Source organism: Janibacter limosus NBRC 16128 (assembly GCF_001570985.1).
Taxonomy (GTDB): domain Bacteria; phylum Actinomycetota; class Actinomycetes; order Actinomycetales; family Dermatophilaceae; genus Janibacter; species Janibacter limosus.
The window spans coordinates 1-14,757 of the sequence record NZ_BCSS01000055.1 but is presented as its reverse complement, the minus strand read 5'-3'; the positions used below and the strand labels follow the sequence as shown (position 1 = coordinate 14,757).

At 70.3% G+C, this 14,757-nt stretch carries 18 protein-coding genes and 1 tRNA gene; 16 read left to right on the top strand and 3 right to left on the bottom strand.

Annotated elements, in window-relative coordinates; all coding sequences use genetic code 11:
- Positions 1–349 precede the first annotated feature (349 nt).
- The 4 genes from rplU (at position 350) to proB (ending at position 3,675) form a co-directional block, all read left to right on the top strand.
- Entirely contained in the window at positions 350–658 is a 309-nt protein-coding gene (gene rplU, locus JLI01S_RS15180) for a 50S ribosomal protein L21 (RefSeq protein ID WP_068266174.1), read from the top strand.
- Between the two features lie 30 nt (positions 659–688).
- On the top strand, positions 689–952 hold the full coding sequence (gene rpmA / locus JLI01S_RS15175; RefSeq protein WP_068266172.1) for a 50S ribosomal protein L27: 264 nt from the start codon (positions 689–691) through the stop codon (positions 950–952).
- A 93-nt stretch (positions 953–1,045) separates the two neighbouring features.
- Positions 1,046–2,554, top strand: a complete 1,509-nt coding sequence (gene obgE / locus JLI01S_RS15170) for a GTPase ObgE (protein ID WP_068266170.1) — start codon at positions 1,046–1,048, stop codon at positions 2,552–2,554.
- Positions 2,554–3,675, top strand: coding sequence for a glutamate 5-kinase (proB, locus tag JLI01S_RS15165; protein ID WP_068266167.1), 1,122 nt, complete (start codon positions 2,554–2,556; stop codon positions 3,673–3,675). Before obgE ends, proB begins: the two co-directional genes overlap by 1 nt.
- 236 nt (positions 3,676–3,911) lie before the next feature.
- Here the strand turns inward: proB and pdxY are convergent, their stop codons facing one another.
- Positions 3,912–4,766 carry a pyridoxal kinase PdxY gene (gene pdxY, locus JLI01S_RS15160; protein ID WP_068266160.1) on the bottom strand — a complete coding sequence of 285 codons (855 nt, stop codon included), beginning with the start codon at positions 4,764–4,766 and terminating at the stop codon, positions 3,912–3,914.
- A 38-nt stretch (positions 4,767–4,804) separates the two neighbouring features.
- Here pdxY and JLI01S_RS15155 point away from each other — a divergent pair, with 38 nt between their 5' ends.
- The 8 genes from JLI01S_RS15155 to JLI01S_RS15120 all read left to right on the top strand — a co-directional run bounded on the left by JLI01S_RS15155 (position 4,805) and on the right by JLI01S_RS15120 (position 10,329).
- Positions 4,805–6,070, top strand: coding sequence for a glutamate-5-semialdehyde dehydrogenase (locus tag JLI01S_RS15155; protein ID WP_068266158.1), 1,266 nt, complete (start codon positions 4,805–4,807; stop codon positions 6,068–6,070).
- Between the two features lie 449 nt (positions 6,071–6,519).
- Entirely contained in the window at positions 6,520–6,732 is a 213-nt protein-coding gene (locus tag JLI01S_RS15150) for a hypothetical protein (protein ID WP_157074998.1), read from the top strand.
- Positions 6,729–7,322 (top strand): nicotinate-nucleotide adenylyltransferase, encoded by a 594-nt coding sequence (nadD, locus tag JLI01S_RS15145; RefSeq protein ID WP_055992743.1) that lies wholly within the window; start codon positions 6,729–6,731, stop codon positions 7,320–7,322. Before JLI01S_RS15150 ends, nadD begins: the two co-directional genes overlap by 4 nt.
- A 10-nt stretch (positions 7,323–7,332) precedes the next feature.
- Positions 7,333–7,722: a ribosome silencing factor gene (rsfS, locus tag JLI01S_RS15140; protein ID WP_068266148.1), complete on the top strand. Its 390-nt coding sequence runs from the start codon at positions 7,333–7,335 to the stop codon at positions 7,720–7,722.
- On the top strand, positions 7,719–8,393 hold the full coding sequence (locus JLI01S_RS15135; RefSeq protein WP_068266143.1) for a histidine phosphatase family protein: 675 nt from the start codon (positions 7,719–7,721) through the stop codon (positions 8,391–8,393). Before rsfS ends, JLI01S_RS15135 begins: the two co-directional genes overlap by 4 nt.
- 80 nt (positions 8,394–8,473) lie before the next feature.
- Positions 8,474–8,549, top strand: a tRNA-Ala gene (locus JLI01S_RS15130).
- A gap of 69 nt (positions 8,550–8,618) precedes the next feature.
- Positions 8,619–9,791, top strand: coding sequence for a benzoate/H(+) symporter BenE family transporter (locus JLI01S_RS15125; protein ID WP_068266141.1), 1,173 nt, complete (start codon positions 8,619–8,621; stop codon positions 9,789–9,791).
- A 7-nt stretch (positions 9,792–9,798) separates the two neighbouring features.
- Entirely contained in the window at positions 9,799–10,329 is a 531-nt protein-coding gene (locus JLI01S_RS15120; protein WP_068266140.1) for a DUF488 domain-containing protein, read from the top strand.
- 2 nt (positions 10,330–10,331) lie between these two features.
- Here the strand turns inward: JLI01S_RS15120 and JLI01S_RS15115 are convergent, their stop codons facing one another.
- Entirely contained in the window at positions 10,332–10,907 is a 576-nt protein-coding gene (locus JLI01S_RS15115) for a peroxidase-related enzyme (protein ID WP_068266139.1), read from the bottom strand.
- 66 nt (positions 10,908–10,973) lie between these two features.
- Here JLI01S_RS15115 and JLI01S_RS15110 point away from each other — a divergent pair, with 66 nt between their 5' ends.
- A complete protein-coding gene (locus JLI01S_RS15110; protein WP_068266134.1) occupies positions 10,974–11,306 on the top strand; it encodes a cupin domain-containing protein in 333 nt (110 codons plus the stop codon).
- Positions 11,303–11,734, top strand: coding sequence for a hypothetical protein (locus JLI01S_RS15105; RefSeq protein ID WP_068266132.1), 432 nt, complete (start codon positions 11,303–11,305; stop codon positions 11,732–11,734). The genes JLI01S_RS15110 and JLI01S_RS15105 overlap by 4 nt, the downstream gene beginning before the upstream one ends.
- On the opposite strand, the gene JLI01S_RS15100 is transcribed toward JLI01S_RS15105, so the two are convergent.
- On the bottom strand, positions 11,717–12,574 hold the full coding sequence (locus JLI01S_RS15100; protein ID WP_068266130.1) for an amidohydrolase family protein: 858 nt from the start codon (positions 12,572–12,574) through the stop codon (positions 11,717–11,719). The two genes, JLI01S_RS15105 and JLI01S_RS15100, sit on opposite strands and share 18 nt — an antisense overlap.
- Positions 12,575–12,604: 30 nt before the next feature.
- Here JLI01S_RS15100 and JLI01S_RS15095 point away from each other — a divergent pair, with 30 nt between their 5' ends.
- Both JLI01S_RS15095 and JLI01S_RS15090 read left to right on the top strand, forming a co-directional pair.
- Positions 12,605–13,594 carry a DUF2804 domain-containing protein gene (locus JLI01S_RS15095; protein WP_068266128.1) on the top strand — a complete coding sequence of 330 codons (990 nt, stop codon included), beginning with the start codon at positions 12,605–12,607 and terminating at the stop codon, positions 13,592–13,594.
- A 53-nt stretch (positions 13,595–13,647) separates the two neighbouring features.
- On the top strand, positions 13,648–14,757 hold a 1,110-nt coding region (locus JLI01S_RS15090), incomplete at its 3' end, for a class I tRNA ligase family protein (protein ID WP_157074997.1).

Below are 14,757 nucleotides of genomic sequence, written 5' to 3'. Positions count from 1 at the left end.
GACGCCGGTGGACCTCACGGCTCCCGTCGAGACGGCTGCCGCTCCGATCACCAAGGTGGCGGGGGAGTCGGGCGAGGCTCCGACCACCCCGGTGGCCGACCCCGAGCCGGCTGCACCTGCGCGACCCAAGCGCAAGCGCGTGACCTCGCAGGCAGGCCCGCCGCAGGCCTGAGCCCAGCACAACAGCTGCCGGTCACCCCCTTCGTCCTGCGTTTTGCTGCAGGTGAGGGTGGCCGGTAGTATTTGCTCTTGGTGCGCCCACCGAGCGGACGCTTCGTGCCTCAAGCACGGGGACTGTTGGCCGGTCAGACAGAGCGAGTGCACTTGCAACCGAAAGTGAGTTCCACTGATGTACGCGATCGTTCGCGCGGGTGGCCGCCAGGAGAAGGTTTCCGTCGGCGACACCATCCTCATCAACTCGATCAAGGGTGAGGCTGGCGACAGCATCGACCTGAAGCCGATCCTCGTCGTCGACGGGTCCACCGTGACCAGTGACGTCGACAAGCTGGCCAAGGTCAGCGTCACGGCCGAGATCCTGGGTGCCGCCAAGGGCCCCAAGATCACGATCATGAAGTACAAGAACAAGACGGGTTACCGCAAGCGTCAGGGTCACCGTCAGCCGCTGACCCAGCTCAAGATCACTGACATCAAGGCCTGAGCCTTCTTCGAGTAGTTAGGAACCACTGACATGGCATCAAAGAAGGGTGTGTCCTCGACCCGTAACGGTCGCGACTCCAACTCCCAGCGCCTCGGTGTGAAGCGGTACGGCGGCGAGATCGTCGGCACCGGCCAGATCATCGTCCGCCAGCGCGGCACCCACTTCCACCCGGGCGACAATGTCGGTCGCGGTGGCGACGACACGCTGTTCGCCCTGGCGGACGGCGCGGTGCAGTTCGGCACCAAGCGCGGCCGCAAGGTCGTCAACGTCGTCTCGGCCGGCGTCTCCGGCTGACACAGCGCATTGCGTGAGCGAAGGGGGCGGGTCCGCTGACCTGCCCCCTTCGTCGTACCTGCACCAACCCACAGATGAAGAAGAGGTGAGGTCGTGACGACCTTCGTCGATCGCGTCACCCTGCACGTCGAGGCCGGCAAGGGCGGTCACGGGGTGGCCTCCATCCACCGCGAGAAGTTCAAGCCGTTGGGCGGTCCCGACGGAGGCAACGGTGGGCACGGCGGAGACGTCATCCTCTTCGTCGACGACCAGGTCACGACCCTCCTCGACTACCACCGCAGCCCCCACCGCAAGGCCACCAATGGTGCGCCCGGGGGTGGCGACGAGAAGAACGGCGCCAACGGCGGCGACCTCGTCCTGCCGGTGCCGGCCGGGACGGTCGTCACCGATGTGCACGGCGATGTCCTCGCTGACCTCGTGGCGCCCGGTGCCCGCTTCGTCGCCGCCCAGGGCGGCCGCGGAGGCCTGGGCAACAAGGCCCTCTCGAGCGCCCGTCGCAAGGCGCCCGGCTTCGCCCTGCTCGGCGAGCCCGGCCAGTCCACGGACATCATCCTGGAGCTGAAGTCGCTCGCCGATGTCGCCCTCATCGGCTTCCCGAGCGCCGGCAAGTCCTCGCTCGTGTCGGTGCTGTCCGCGGCCCGGCCCAAGATCGCCGACTACCCCTTCACGACCCTCGTGCCCAACCTCGGAGTGGTGACGGCGGGGGATGCGCGCTACACCGTCGCCGACGTGCCCGGGCTGATCCCCGGGGCGAGCGAAGGGCGCGGCCTGGGCCTGGAGTTCCTCCGCCACGTCGAGCGCTGCTCGGTCCTCGTCCACGTCATCGACTGCGCCACCCTCGACCCGGGACGCGACCCGATGAGCGACCTCGATGTCATCGAGGAGGAGCTGGCCGCCTATGTCGCCGACGAGACGCTCGGCGGCAAGCCCCTGTCCGAGCGCACCCGGATCGTCGTGCTCAACAAGTCCGATGTCCCCGATGCCCTGGACCTGGCCGAGATGGTCAAGGCCGACCTGGAGGAGCGCGGCCTGGAGGTCTTCATCGTCTCTGCCGTCGCACACACCGGGCTCAAGGAGCTGACCTTCGCCATGGCCCGCCACGTGAAGGCCGCCCGCGCGGAGATCGCCGTCGACATCGTCCCGCAGCGCACCATCCTGCGACCCAAGGCCGTCGACGACGCCGGTTTCGTTGTGCGCAAGGAGACCACCCCGGAGGGCGAGGTCTTCCACGTGGTCGGCGACAAGATCACCCGCTGGGTCTTCCAGACCGACTTCGCCAACGACGAGGCCGTGGGGTACCTCGCGGACCGGCTCAACCGCGCCGGGGTCGAGGAACACCTGACCAAGGCCGGGGCCGTCTCCGGCTCCACCGTGCTCATCGGGCCCGAGGACAACGCCGTGGTCTTCGACTGGGAGCCGACGATCGTCGGTGGGGCCGAGCTGCTCGGCGGTCGTGGCACCGACTTGCGCTTCGAGGACAACTCGCGTCGCACGACCCAGGAGCGCCGCGAGGAGTTCCACGCCCGCAAGGACGCGCAGACCGCAGCCCGCGAGGGCCTGTGGACCGAGCGCCAGGCCGGGCACTGGACCGAGGACGACTGATGGCGGCCGATGCCCGCGGGGCGGTCGCCCGCGCGCGGCGCATCGTCGTCAAGGTCGGCTCGTCGTCACTGACGAGCGCCGTCGGGGGAGAGCTCGACCTCGCGCGCCTCGCCGCGCTCGTCAACGCACTGTCGGGGCGGCGCAGCGAGGGCACCCAGATCGTGCTCGTCTCCTCGGGCGCGATCGCGGCGGGGATCGGACCGCTCGGCATGAGCACCCGCCCGCGCGACCTCGCCCGCCAGCAGGCGGCTGCCAGTGTCGGGCAGGGCGTGCTGCTGTCGGCCTACGACCGGGCCTTCGGTCGGCACGGTCACCTCATCGGACAGGTGCTGCTGACCGTCGACGACATCACCCGTCGCACGAGCTACACCAATGCCAAGCGCACCTTCGACTCGCTGCTCGACCTAGGGGTCATCCCGATCGTCAACGAGAACGACACGGTGGCCACGCACGAGATCCGCTTCGGCGACAACGACCGGTTGGCGGCCCTGGTCGCCCAGCTGATCCACGCCGACGCACTCGTGCTGCTCACCGACGTCGACGCGCTCTACACTGCTGCGCCTGGCGCACCGGGCGCCGAGCGCGTCACCGTGGTGTCCGACCCGGCGCAGCTCGAGGAGATCTCCATCGGTGGCACCGGTTCCGCCGTCGGCTCCGGGGGCATGACGACGAAGGTCGAGGCCGCCACGATCGCCAACGCTGCCGGGATCCCTGCGGTGCTGACCTCGGCCGACCGCGTCATCGAGGCGCTGGCGGGCGAGGACGTCGGGACATTCTTCCGCCCCCACGGGCGCAAGCGCGGCTCCCGCGCGTTGTGGCTGGCCCACGCGACCACGCCTCGCGGATCCATCCAGATCGACGAGGGCGCCGTCACGGCCCTGCGTGATCGTGGTCGCTCGCTGCTGCCCGCCGGGATCACCGGGTGCACCGGGTCCTTCGTCGACGGCGACCCCGTCGACGTCGTCGGACCCGACGGCACGGTCATCGCCCGCGGCCTGGTCAACTACACCTCCGGCGAGCTGCCCCACCTCATGGGCCGCAGCACCAAGGAGCTGGCCCAGGCCATCGGCCCGCAGTACGAGCGCGAGGTCATCCACCGGGACCACCTCGCGCTGCTGTGAGCCCGCTCGCGCTGCGAGACCGGGCCGTGACTTCCCTCGGCGACCCGGCGTCGATCCACAGGGTTGGCTGACGTTGTGTCGTCGGCCAACCTCATGGATCGACGCCAGCCCTGCACATCGACGCCAACCCCGGATGGGGATGCCGGGTGAACGACAGCGGCGGGGCAGCGAGCCCGGGCTGTAGACCAGATGGCCCTTCCTCGAGAGCCTCGGCCGCAAGGCCTGATCCCCGGGGGTCAGCGCACCTGCGTGACCTCGAACTGCATCTGCGGGTGGGCATAGGACTCCTGCGCCTGGACCAGCTGCAGCTCGCGCTTGCCGGAGTCCAGGGTCAGCTGCAGCAGGTCGAAGACGGCCGAGACGGTCGCGCCGAGGGACTCCTGCAGGGACCGGGTGCGCAGCCAGTGGCTGGTGAAGAGCGCGGCGGTCACGTCACCGGAGCCATTGGCCTTGAGCGGCAGGTGCGGGGTGCGCACGATCCACGCCTCGTCGTCGTGGCAGGCGAGCATCTCGATGGTGCCCTCGGGCCGGTCGGGGCGCAGCACCGAGGTGACGAGCACGGTGCTCGGTCCCATCGCGCGGACGGCATCGACGGACGCGAGGGTCTCCTCCAGCGTCTGCGGCTCGGTCCGCGTGAGGAAGCCCAGCTCGAACTGGTTGGGGGTGATCAGGTCGGCCATCGGGACGACCTGCTCGCGCAGCAGGATCGGGATCGACTCGTGGACGAAGCAGCCGGTCGCGGCATTGCCCATGACCGGGTCGCACGCGTAGATCGCCTCGGGGTTGGCGGCCTTGACCTTGGCGACCGCCTCGAGGATGGTCGCGCCGATGCCCTCGCCACCCTGGTAGCCGGAGATGACGGCGTCGATCTCGCTGAAGGCCTCGCGCTCACCGATGCCCGTGACGACATCCGCGACATCGGCCGGGTCCATGAGCGGGCCGCGCCACGCGCCGTACCCGGTGTGGTTGGAGAAGTTCACCGTGTTCACCGGCCAGACCTCGACACCGAGGCGCTGCATGGGGAAGACGGACGCGGAGTTGCCGACGTGTCCGTAGGCGACGTGGGACTGGATGGAGAGAATCGTGGTCACCCCGGCATTCTGTCACCGCCTCGGCCTACCCTGTGGCCATGAGTGACAGCACCGCCGTCGTCCGGGAGCTCGCCCAGCGGGCCCGCACCGCTTCGCGCCACCTCGCCCTGCTCACCCGCGCCGACAAGGACGCCGCCCTCCTGGCGCTCGCCGACGCCGTCGACGCAGCCACCGACCAGGTCGTCACGGCCAACGCCGAGGACCTGCAGCGGGGACGCGCAGGGGGAATGGCCACCGGCCTCCTCGACCGCCTGACCCTGGACGCGGACCGCGTGGCGGCCGTCGCTCAGGCCCTGCGCGATGTGGCTGCCCTGCCCGACCCCGTGGGGGAGGTCGTCCGGGGCTCGACCCTGGCCAACGGGCTGCAGATCCGTCAGGTGCGTGTGCCGATGGGCGTGGTCGGGATGATCTACGAGGCCCGACCCAATGTCACCGTCGATGCCGCCGGTCTGGGGCTGAAGTCCGGCAACGCGATGATCCTGCGTGGTGGCTCCGCCGCGGCGAGCACCAACCGGGCCCTCGTCGACACCCTGCGATCGGCGCTGACGGCGCAGAGGCTGCCGCAGGACGCCGTCCAGCTCCTCGAGGGCGGTCACGACGCGGTCACTGCGCTGATGACGGCCCGCGGGCTCGTCGACCTGCTCATCCCGCGCGGGGGAGCAGGCCTGATCCGGGCCATCGTCATGGAGTCGACCGTCCCCGTCATCGAGACCGGCGTGGGCAACTGCCATGTCTACGTCGACTCGGCGGCAGACCTCGGCAAGGCGCTGGCCATCACCGTCAACTCCAAGACCCACCGTCCGAGCGTGTGCAACTCGGCCGAGTCCCTGCTCGTGCATCGCGACATCGCGGCCGACTTCCTGCCCAAGGCCCTGGCCGAGCTCGCCGGAGCGGGGGTCGCCCTGCACGGCGACCCCGTGACCGCGCAGCTCGCGCCGGAGGGGGTCGAGGTCCACCCGGCGACGGACGAGGACTTCGACGCGGAGTACCTGGATCTCGAGATGTCGGTCGCGGTCGTCGACGACATCGATGCCGCCATGGAGCACGTGCGCCGCCACGGCTCGGGGCACACCGAGGCGATCGTGACGGAGAACCGCGCTGCCGCGCGCCGGTGGACCGCGGAGGTCGACGCGGCCGCCGTGATGGTCAACGCGTCCACGCGCTTCACCGACGGTGGAGAGTTCGGCTTCGGCGCGGAGATCGGCATCTCGACCCAGAAGCTGCACGCGCGCGGCCCGATGGCGCTGCCGGAGCTGACGACGACCAAATGGGTCGTGGAGGGCGACGGCCAGGTCCGCGGCTGACCAGCGGGGCTGACCAACCGCCCCAGATACAGGCCGAGGGCCTTCTCCATCCCGGAGAAGGCCCTCGACCGTGTCCGTGGCACGTTCCCTCGCGGGCCCTGCGGCGACTGCAGGCACGACGTCGCGACGTCGCGGTGACACGTGGACCAGGAGGCGCCGACACTGCTCGAGTCGCCGATGCCCGGCACGGGTGTGACCCGCGCGGACGTGCAATGTCGTTATCCCTGTGGTCCTGCCGGCCCCCGAGAGCGGGTGGGCACCCTCCTCGAGCGGCCGCGGTGTGAGGTCTGTTCTACGCGTCCCGGGTGCTCCACGGCAACAGCAGCGGGCATTCATCGCCGAGCGGACACCACCCACAGACATGTCCACAGGAAGACCGGGTTGTCCTCGTCGTCACCCACAGCCCTGTGGATGACGGCGGTGGACAACGTCCGGGTAGCATGGGACGCATGCTGAGCACCTTCGCCTCCGTCGTCGCCGAGTCCGGGCACCACAACCCGCTGCCCGCCCCCGCCTGGCTCTACGGCGTGTTCGCCCTGCTGATCTTCGCGATGATGCTCGGCGTCCTTTTCGCCTTCCGTCAGGCCGCGACCAAGTTGCCCGCCGCGCACAACACCGTCGCCCACGACGACCACGGGCACGACGCCGGGGACCACCACTGAGCAAGCGCCTCGGCGTGATGGGTGGGACCTTCGACCCCATCCACCACGGCCACCTCGTCGCCGCCAGTGAGGCGGCGTCGCGCTTCGACCTCGACGAGGTCGTCTTCGTGCCGACGGGTGAGCCGTGGCAAAAGGCCGACAAGCAGGTCAGTCCGGCTGAGCACCGCTACCTGATGACGGTCGTCGCGACCGCGTCCAACCCGCGGTTCACCGTCAGCCGGGTCGACCTTGACCGCGATGGCCCGACCTACACCAGCGACACCCTGCGCGACCTGCGACGGCTGCGCCCCGATGACGAGCTCTTCTTCATCACCGGCGCGGACGCCCTGGCCCAGATCCTGTCGTGGAAGGACGTCGACGAGCTGTGGGATCTTGCCCACTTCATCGGCGTCACCCGTCCCGGGTACACCTTGAGCGAGTCGGGCCTGCCCGAGGACAAGGTGACCCTCCAGGAGGTGCCCGCCATGGCGATCTCCTCCACCGACTGCCGCCAGCGCGTCAGCGACGGCGAACCAGTCTGGTACCTCGTGCCGGACGGCGTCGTGCAGTACATCAACAAGTACGAGCTCTACACAGACGACCGGAAGTGACCGACACACCGTGGTAGCCACCCAGCACGCCATCGACCTTGCGACCCTCGCTGCCCGCGCAGCGGCCGACAAGCTCGCGACCACCATCACCGGACTCGACGTGTCCGCCCAGATGCCCCTCACCGACATCTTCGTCGTCGTCTCCGCCGACAACGAGCGTCAGGTCCAGGCGATCTCCGAGGCGGTCGAGGACACCCTGCGCGAGGAGGCCGGCGTCAAGACGCTGCGCCGCGAGGGCCACGGCCCCGGTCGCTGGGTGCTGCTCGACTTCGGCGACGTCGTCGTGCACTGCCAGCACGACGACGAAAAGGACTTCTACGACCTCGAGCGCCTGTGGCGGGATTGCCCGCACCTGGACCTCGGGGCGGTGGGCTCGCAGCAGACCGCTGACGAGCAGTGAGCCAGGCGCCCCGGCGGGTCTCGGCCGAGGCCTCCGGCGGGACGAAGGGGGATCCCCGTCGCCTCATCGTGCTGCGGCACGGTCAGACCGGCTCCAACCTCAAGGGCATCTGGCAGGGACAGCTCGACCACGAGCTGACCGACCTGGGCCGTGAGCAGGCGCGCGCGGCTGCTGCGGCGATCGCCTCCCTTCGTCCGACGCGGGTGGTCTCCTCCGACCTCATGCGCGCTCGTGACACGGCGCAGGAGGTGGCTGCCGCCAGTGGCGACCTCCCGGTGAGCACCGACGAGCGCTGGCGCGAGATCCACGCGGGCGGCTGGCAGGGCCTCACGGCCGAGCAGGTGTACTCGCAGTACCCGGAGGATGCCGACAAGCTGATCAGCGGCGAGGACTTCAAGCGCGGCGGTCACGGCGAGTCCCTGGCCGATGTCGGCGCGCGCACCCGCGCTGCCCTCGACGAGCTCTTGGCGTCGATGGACCCGGGGGAGTGCGTCGTCATCGCCACCCACGGCGTCACCGGACGCTCACTCGTCGCCGAGCTCGTCGGGCTCGACCAGAGCACCGCGTGGCGGGTGCTCGGAGGCTTCGGCAACTGCCACTGGGCCAGCCTCGAAGAAGGCCGTTCCGGGTGGCGGATCACCCAGTGGAATGCCTCTGCCGAGGGGCTGTAGGCCTGCAGCACCACTCGATTTGGTGATCGAGGGGGGCCTATGGATATAGTCTGGCAGTCCCCTTCGGGGGAAACCCACTCGGGGCTGTAGCGCAGTTGGTAGCGCACCTCCATGGCATGGAGGGGGTCAGGGGTTCGAATCCCCTCAGCTCCACCAGTGGTACAGAAGGCCCGGACCGTTTGGTCCGGGCCTTCTGCGTTGTCCGGCGACGTCTAGGTTGTGTCCATGCGCGATGCCATCCTCCGACCCGTGGGCGCCGGGGTGGTCACGGCACTCGTCGGTTTCACGAGTGCCTTCGTCATCGTCCTGGCCGGTCTCGAGGCGGTCGGCGCGAGCCATGCCCAGGCCGCGAGCGGCCTCATGGCCGTCACGGTCCTGATGGCACTCGGCTCGATCTCCCTGTCGCTGTCCACGCGTCTGCCGATCACCATCGCGTGGTCGACGCCCGGGGCGGCCCTGCTCGCCTCCACGGGCGCGGTCGACGGCGGCTGGGCCGCGGCGGTCGGTGCCTTCGTCGTCACCGGTGTGCTCGTCCTCATGACCGGGCTCGTGCCGGCACTGGGCGCGCTCATCACCCGTATCCCCACCTCGATCGCGCAGGCCATGCTGGCCGGCATCGTCCTGCAGCTGTGCCTCGGCCCGGTCACGGGCATGGCGGCCAACCCGTGGGCCGTCGGACCCGTCGTTCTGGTCTGGTTGGTCGCGCTGCGCGTCCTGCCGCGGTGGGCCTCGCCGCTCGCCTTCGTCGCCGCGGCCGTCGTCATCACCGTCCACCTCGCGCGCTCGGGGACGCCCCTCGAGGCGGCGACCCTCGTGCCGAGGCTGGAGCTGACCGCTCCCGCCTTCACCATCGGGGGACTGGTCGGCATCGCCCTCCCGCTCTACCTCGTGACGATGGCCTCGCAAAATGTCCCGGGCATGGCCGTCATGCGTGGCTTCGGGTACGAGGTGCCGTGGCAGCGCTCGATGCTCGTCACGGGTGTCGGCACCGTCGTCGGCGCTCCGGCGGGTGGCCACGGGATCAACCTCGCGGCGATCAGCGCCGCGCTCGCCGCCGGGCCGGAGGCGGGGGAGGACACCTCGCGGCGGTGGATCGCCAGCGTGACCTCGGGCGTGCTCCTCATCCCGATCGGCGTCGCCTCCGCCGCCCTGGCCGCGCTCGTCTCGCTGGCCCCCGAAGGAGTTGTCCCGGCGGTGGCCGGCCTGGCGCTCGTGGGCACGCTCGCGGTGTCGCTCAAGGCGGCTCTTGCCGAGCCTGCGGACCACGTCCCGGCGATCACCACCTTCGTCATCGCGGCGTCGGGGATCGCCATCGCCGGCATCAGCGCGGCCTTCTGGGCCATCGTCGTCGGCGTCGTCGTCAGGGGCGTCCTGCGCACGCACCGATCGCGTGCATGATGGGTGGATGAGCACCGTCCACACCATCGGTCACTCGACGCGGCCCGTCGACGAGTTCATCGAGCTGCTGCGTGAGCTCGGCATCACGCGGGTCGTGGACATCCGCACCGTGCCCAAGTCGCGGCACAACCCGCAGTACTGGCATGACGCCCTCGCCGCGTCCCTGGCCGAGGCCGGGCTCGGGTACACGCACATCGAGGAGCTCGGTGGTCTGCGCAAGCGCCGACCGGACTCGGTCAACACGGAGTGGCGCAATGCCTCCTTCCAGGGCTATGCCGACCACATGGGCACCGAGGAGTTCGAGCGGGGCCTGACCCAGCTGCTGGAGATCGCCGAGGAGGAGTCACCGGTGATCATGTGCGCCGAGGCGGTGCCGTGGCGCTGTCACCGCTCGCTCGTCGGCGACGCGCTGGTCGTGCGGGGGGTGAGCGTGCTGGACATCATCGGGGACAGCGCGCCCAAGGAGCACACGCTGACCTCCTTCGCCGTCGTCGACGGCACCCGCGTGACCTACCCGGGGACCGCCGACGAGGACTGAGCTCAGCGCGCCTGCGCGTGGTACTCGTGGTTGGGCACCATGCCGAGGGCGCTGGAGACGCGGTTGGTCATGTTGAACATCCCGATGACCTGGACCGCCTCGAGGATCTCGTGGTCGTCCAGACCGGCCTCACGCATCGGCTCCAGGTCGGCGGCCTCCACGGATCCCGGCGCCGTCGTGAGCAGCTCGGCGTACTCGGCCATCGCCCGCTGACGATCGCTCAGCTGCGCCTGGCGCCAGTTGACCGCGACGAGGTCGGCCATCACCGGGTCGCCGGAGTACTCGCGCAGGGCGGCCCCGTGGGAGACGGCGCAGTAGGTGCACTGGTTGATGCCGCTGACCACGACCGCGATGAGCTCGCGCTCGGCATTGCTCAGGTGGCCCTCCTTGTTGACCAGGAGGTTGAAGTAGCGCCACCACGCCTCGAACTGGGCGCCGTTGAGCGCCTGTGCGCGAAAGACATTGGGGATGAAGCCGAAGGCCTCCTTGGACTTCGACCACAGACGCTGGACGCCCTCGGGCACGTCGTCGACGTCGGGAACACGCAGGAAGGAGATCGGACGCTGTTGTTGACCCATGACGGCAACGTACCGGCTCCGGGAGGGAGCAAGATGGGAGGACACATCCCCGTCGAAGGAGTTGTCATGAAGTCCGTATCACTGACCGCACTGGCGCAAGAGCATCTGGGCACGGCGCGGGAAGGGTCCGCTGGACGCAGTGCGGTGACGGTCCACGGTCACCACGACTTCGTGCTGCGCCAGACCCTCATCGCCCTCCTGCAGGACCAGTCCCTCGCCGAGCACGACAGCCCGCGGGAGGCGACGCTGCAGGTGCTGCAGGGGCGGGTGCGCCTGAGCGCCGGTGAGGAGACCTGGGAGGGCGGCGCGGGGGAGATGCTCATCATCCCGCCGGCCCGTCACGACCTGCTGGCCCTCGAGGACGCCGTCGTGCTCCTCAGCGTCGGCACGGGGGCGTGACGCCCGCTCGCGCGCTCACCGCACTGGGTGCCCTGGGTGTGGTCCTGGGTGGGCTCGTCGCGGCCGTCACCGGCCCGATGGACTGGACGAAGGGGAGTTGGGCTGCGGCCTATCTCGTGCTCGTCGTCGGTGTGGCCCAGTACGTCATGGGTCGGTTGCGGGCGGTTGACGCCACGGACGACCGGGCCGGTTGGATGCAGCTGGCCGGGTGGAACCTCGGCAGCACCCTCGTGATCAGCGGCACCCTCGTCACGACGCCGCTGCTCGTCGACATCGGGTCGCTGCTGCTCGTCGTCGCGCTGGTCCTGGCCCTGAGAGCTCGGGCCCGGGGAGTGCCGCCTGCGGCCGTGATGGCCTACCGCGGGATGCTGCTGGTGCTCGCGGTCAGCATCCCCATCGGGATGGTGCTGTCACACCTGCGCAGCTGAGAGGCCGAAGAGCCGAGCAGCATTGTCGTGCAACACCTTGCGCTCCCACGTGGCGCCCAGGCCCAGCCCCCGTACGGCCTCGACCGCGTGATTGTAGGGGTAGGGGATGTTGGGGAAGTCGCTGCCGAAGAGCACCCGGTCGCCGAGCGCGGCCAGGTCGCCCAGGCGCTCGCGGGGGAAGGGGGACATCTCCTCGGTGAAGTCGGTGAAGGCCATCGTCGTGTCGAGGTGCACGTCGGGGTGCTCGGCACAGATGTCGAGGAAGTCGTCGTAGTCGGGCATGCCCATGTGGGCGATGACGAGCACGAGGCGCGGGTGGCGCTGCAGCAGGTCGCGCACGGCCTGCGGTCCGGTGAAGCGGCCGGGCGCCGGCCCGTTGCCCGCGTGCATGACGATCGGGGTGCGGCTGCCCTCGAGCACCGGCCACACGTCGTCCAGGAGCGGGTCGGCCAGCGAGTAGTCACCGACCTGCACGTGCGCCTTGAAGATCCGTGCGCCGTCCTCGATCGCGGCCGCGGTGTACTCCGCCGCTCCCGGCTCTGGGTAGAAGGTCGCCGAGTGCAGGACGTCGGCGTGCTGCGCGGCGAACTGCGTCGACCAGTCGTTGAGCCACGGCGCCATCCCGGGACGGTGCGCGTAGTTGAGCGAGGTGAAGGCCCGCACACCGAGCGCTCGCAGGGCGGCCAGGCGGCCCCCTTCGTCCTCGCGGTAGGTGATCGGCCACGGCCGCCCGATGAGGGGGCCGGCCGAGTCGAAGTAGGCCCAGACCTTGTCCAGCACCCGCTGGGGCATGAAGTGGGTGTGGATGTCGATGATCTCCGGGAGATCGAGAGCGGCCATGGGCACACCCTAGGCACTAGATTCCCGGGCATGCCCGAGCTGACCGCACCCGTGTCCCTCACCCGCAGCGACGGGCGGCTCAACCCGGCGGCCGTCGGCTGGGCCCGCCAGCCCCTCGTCGAGACCGCCGGCATCGGCCGTGGGCGAGGCCGCAACAAGCGCTGGGAGTACTGGGGCGTCGTAACCCCCACCCACCTGATCGGCGTGACCGTCTCGCACATCGACTACGCGGCCGTCCACGAGGTGTGGATCCACGAGATCGACTCCAGCCGGGAGTGGCACCGCCAGGCGGCTCTGGTGCCGCCGCGCGGAGCCACCCTGCCGGCGACCCTGGGCACGGGTCCGGCACGGGCGAGGACCCGCGGGCTGGAGGTCGACATCGACGAGGTCGAGGGCGGTACCCGCCTGCGGGCTGCCATCGACGGTGCGGTCATCGACATCCTCGCGCAGCTGCCGCCCGGCCACGAGCGCCTCGCGGTCGTCGTGCCGTGGAGCGAGACCCGATTCCAGTACACGGTCAAGGACGTCGCCCGCCCGGCGAGCGGGCACCTCGTCCTCGACGGTCGCCGCGTGGAGCTGCCTGCCGGCACCAGCTGGGCGGTCCTCGACCACGGCCGCGGGCGCTGGCCCCACGACATCCGGTGGAACTGGGGTGCCGGCTCCGGCACCACCGAGGGGCGCACCATCGGCCTGCAGGTCGGTGGCCGGTGGACCGAGGGGACAGGGTCGACGGAGAACGCGGTCGTCATCGACGGGCGGCTGCACCACATCCCCGTCGAGCTGGACTTCGACTACGACATCGAGCGCTGGCAGCAACCGTGGCGGGTCACCGGCGGCGGGCTCGAGGCGATCTTCGCCCCCTTCCACCGCAAGGAATCGCACACCGACCTCTTGGTGCTCGCCTCGCACACCGACCAGTGCTTCGGCCACTGGTCGGGGACCTTCACCAACCCAGGAGGCCGGGTCACCCCCTTCGCCGGCCTCATGGGGTGGTGCGAGGAGGTGCACCAGAGGTGGTGACCGGCGGCAAGTAGTCTGAGCCCCGACCGTCAACCCGGGGAGAACCTGCACAGATGAGCGAGACGCCCTACCGCTACACCGCGGAGATGGCCGGCCGGATCGAGACCGGCTGGCAGGACCGTTGGGAGGAGCTCGGTACCTTCCGCGCGCCCAACCCCGCCGGCCCGTGGGCCGAGCCGGAGCGGGTGAGCCAGCACGAGGGCCACATGCTCGTCCTCGACATGTTTCCCTACCCCTCGGGCGCCGGGCTGCACGTCGGCCACCCGCTGGGCTACATCGCCACGGACGTCTACGCGCGCTACCACCGGATGCTCGGCAAGAACGTGCTGCACTGCCTGGGCTACGACGCCTTCGGCCTGCCGGCGGAGCAGTTCGCCGTCCAGACCGGTCAGCACCCGCGGGTGACGACCGAGGCCAACATGGTGACGATGAAGCGCCAGCTGCGCCGTCTCGGGCTGGGCCACGACGACCGCCGCGCCTTCGCCACGATCGACCCGGACTACTACAAGTGGACCCAGTGGATCTTCCTGCAGATCTTCAACGCCTGGTACGACGAGGACGCCGAGCGTCCCGACGGTGGGCGCGGCCGGGCCCGGCCCATCGACGAGCTCATCGAGTCCTTCGCCTCCGGTGAGCGCCCCCTGCCGAAGGGGGAGACCCGCACCTGGTCGCAGCTGTCCGGGGCCGAGCGCTCCGCCGTCCTCGACGAGTACCGCCTCGCCTACACCAGCCACGCGCCGGTCAACTGGGCTCCGGGCCTGGGCACCGTCCTGGCCAACGAGGAGGTCACCTCCGACGGCCGCTCCGAGCGGGGCAACTACCCGGTCTTCAAGGCCAACCTGCGCCAGTGGATGATGCGCATCACCTCCTACGCCGACCGGCTCGCCGACGACCTGGACCGCGTGGACTGGCCGGACAAGGTCAAGGCCATGCAGCGCAACTGGATCGGTCGCAGCGAGGGCGCTGCAGTGACCTTCGCGACGCAGGGCGCCGACGGCGTCGAGCACGGCATCGAGGTCTTCACGACCCGCCCCGACACCCTCTTCGGCGCGACCTTCATGGTCCTCGCCCCGGAGCACCCGCTGGTGGACTCCCTTGTCCCGCAGGGCGGCTGGCCGGAGGGGACCAAGGACGCGTGGACCGGCGGCGCGGCGACGCCCGCC

Coding starts and splice junctions, on each gene's coding strand:
- JLI01S_RS15095 (WP_068266128.1), top strand. CDS start 12,605: ATGCCCGAGCTGACCGCACCCGTGTCCCTCACCCGCAGCGACGGGCGG.
- JLI01S_RS15120 (WP_068266140.1), top strand. CDS start 9,799: ATGAGCACCGTCCACACCATCGGTCACTCGACGCGGCCCGTCGACGAG.
- JLI01S_RS15110 (WP_068266134.1), top strand. CDS start 10,974: ATGAAGTCCGTATCACTGACCGCACTGGCGCAAGAGCATCTGGGCACG.
- JLI01S_RS15150 (WP_157074998.1), top strand. CDS start 6,520: ATGCTGAGCACCTTCGCCTCCGTCGTCGCCGAGTCCGGGCACCACAAC.
- rplU (WP_068266174.1), top strand. CDS start 350: ATGTACGCGATCGTTCGCGCGGGTGGCCGCCAGGAGAAGGTTTCCGTC.
- JLI01S_RS15155 (WP_068266158.1), top strand. CDS start 4,805: ATGAGTGACAGCACCGCCGTCGTCCGGGAGCTCGCCCAGCGGGCCCGC.
- rpmA (WP_068266172.1), top strand. CDS start 689: ATGGCATCAAAGAAGGGTGTGTCCTCGACCCGTAACGGTCGCGACTCC.
- JLI01S_RS15115 (WP_068266139.1), bottom strand. CDS start 10,907: ATGGGTCAACAACAGCGTCCGATCTCCTTCCTGCGTGTTCCCGACGTC.
- proB (WP_068266167.1), top strand. CDS start 2,554: ATGGCGGCCGATGCCCGCGGGGCGGTCGCCCGCGCGCGGCGCATCGTC.
- JLI01S_RS15125 (WP_068266141.1), top strand. CDS start 8,619: ATGCGCGATGCCATCCTCCGACCCGTGGGCGCCGGGGTGGTCACGGCA.
- JLI01S_RS15100 (WP_068266130.1), bottom strand. CDS start 12,574: ATGGCCGCTCTCGATCTCCCGGAGATCATCGACATCCACACCCACTTC.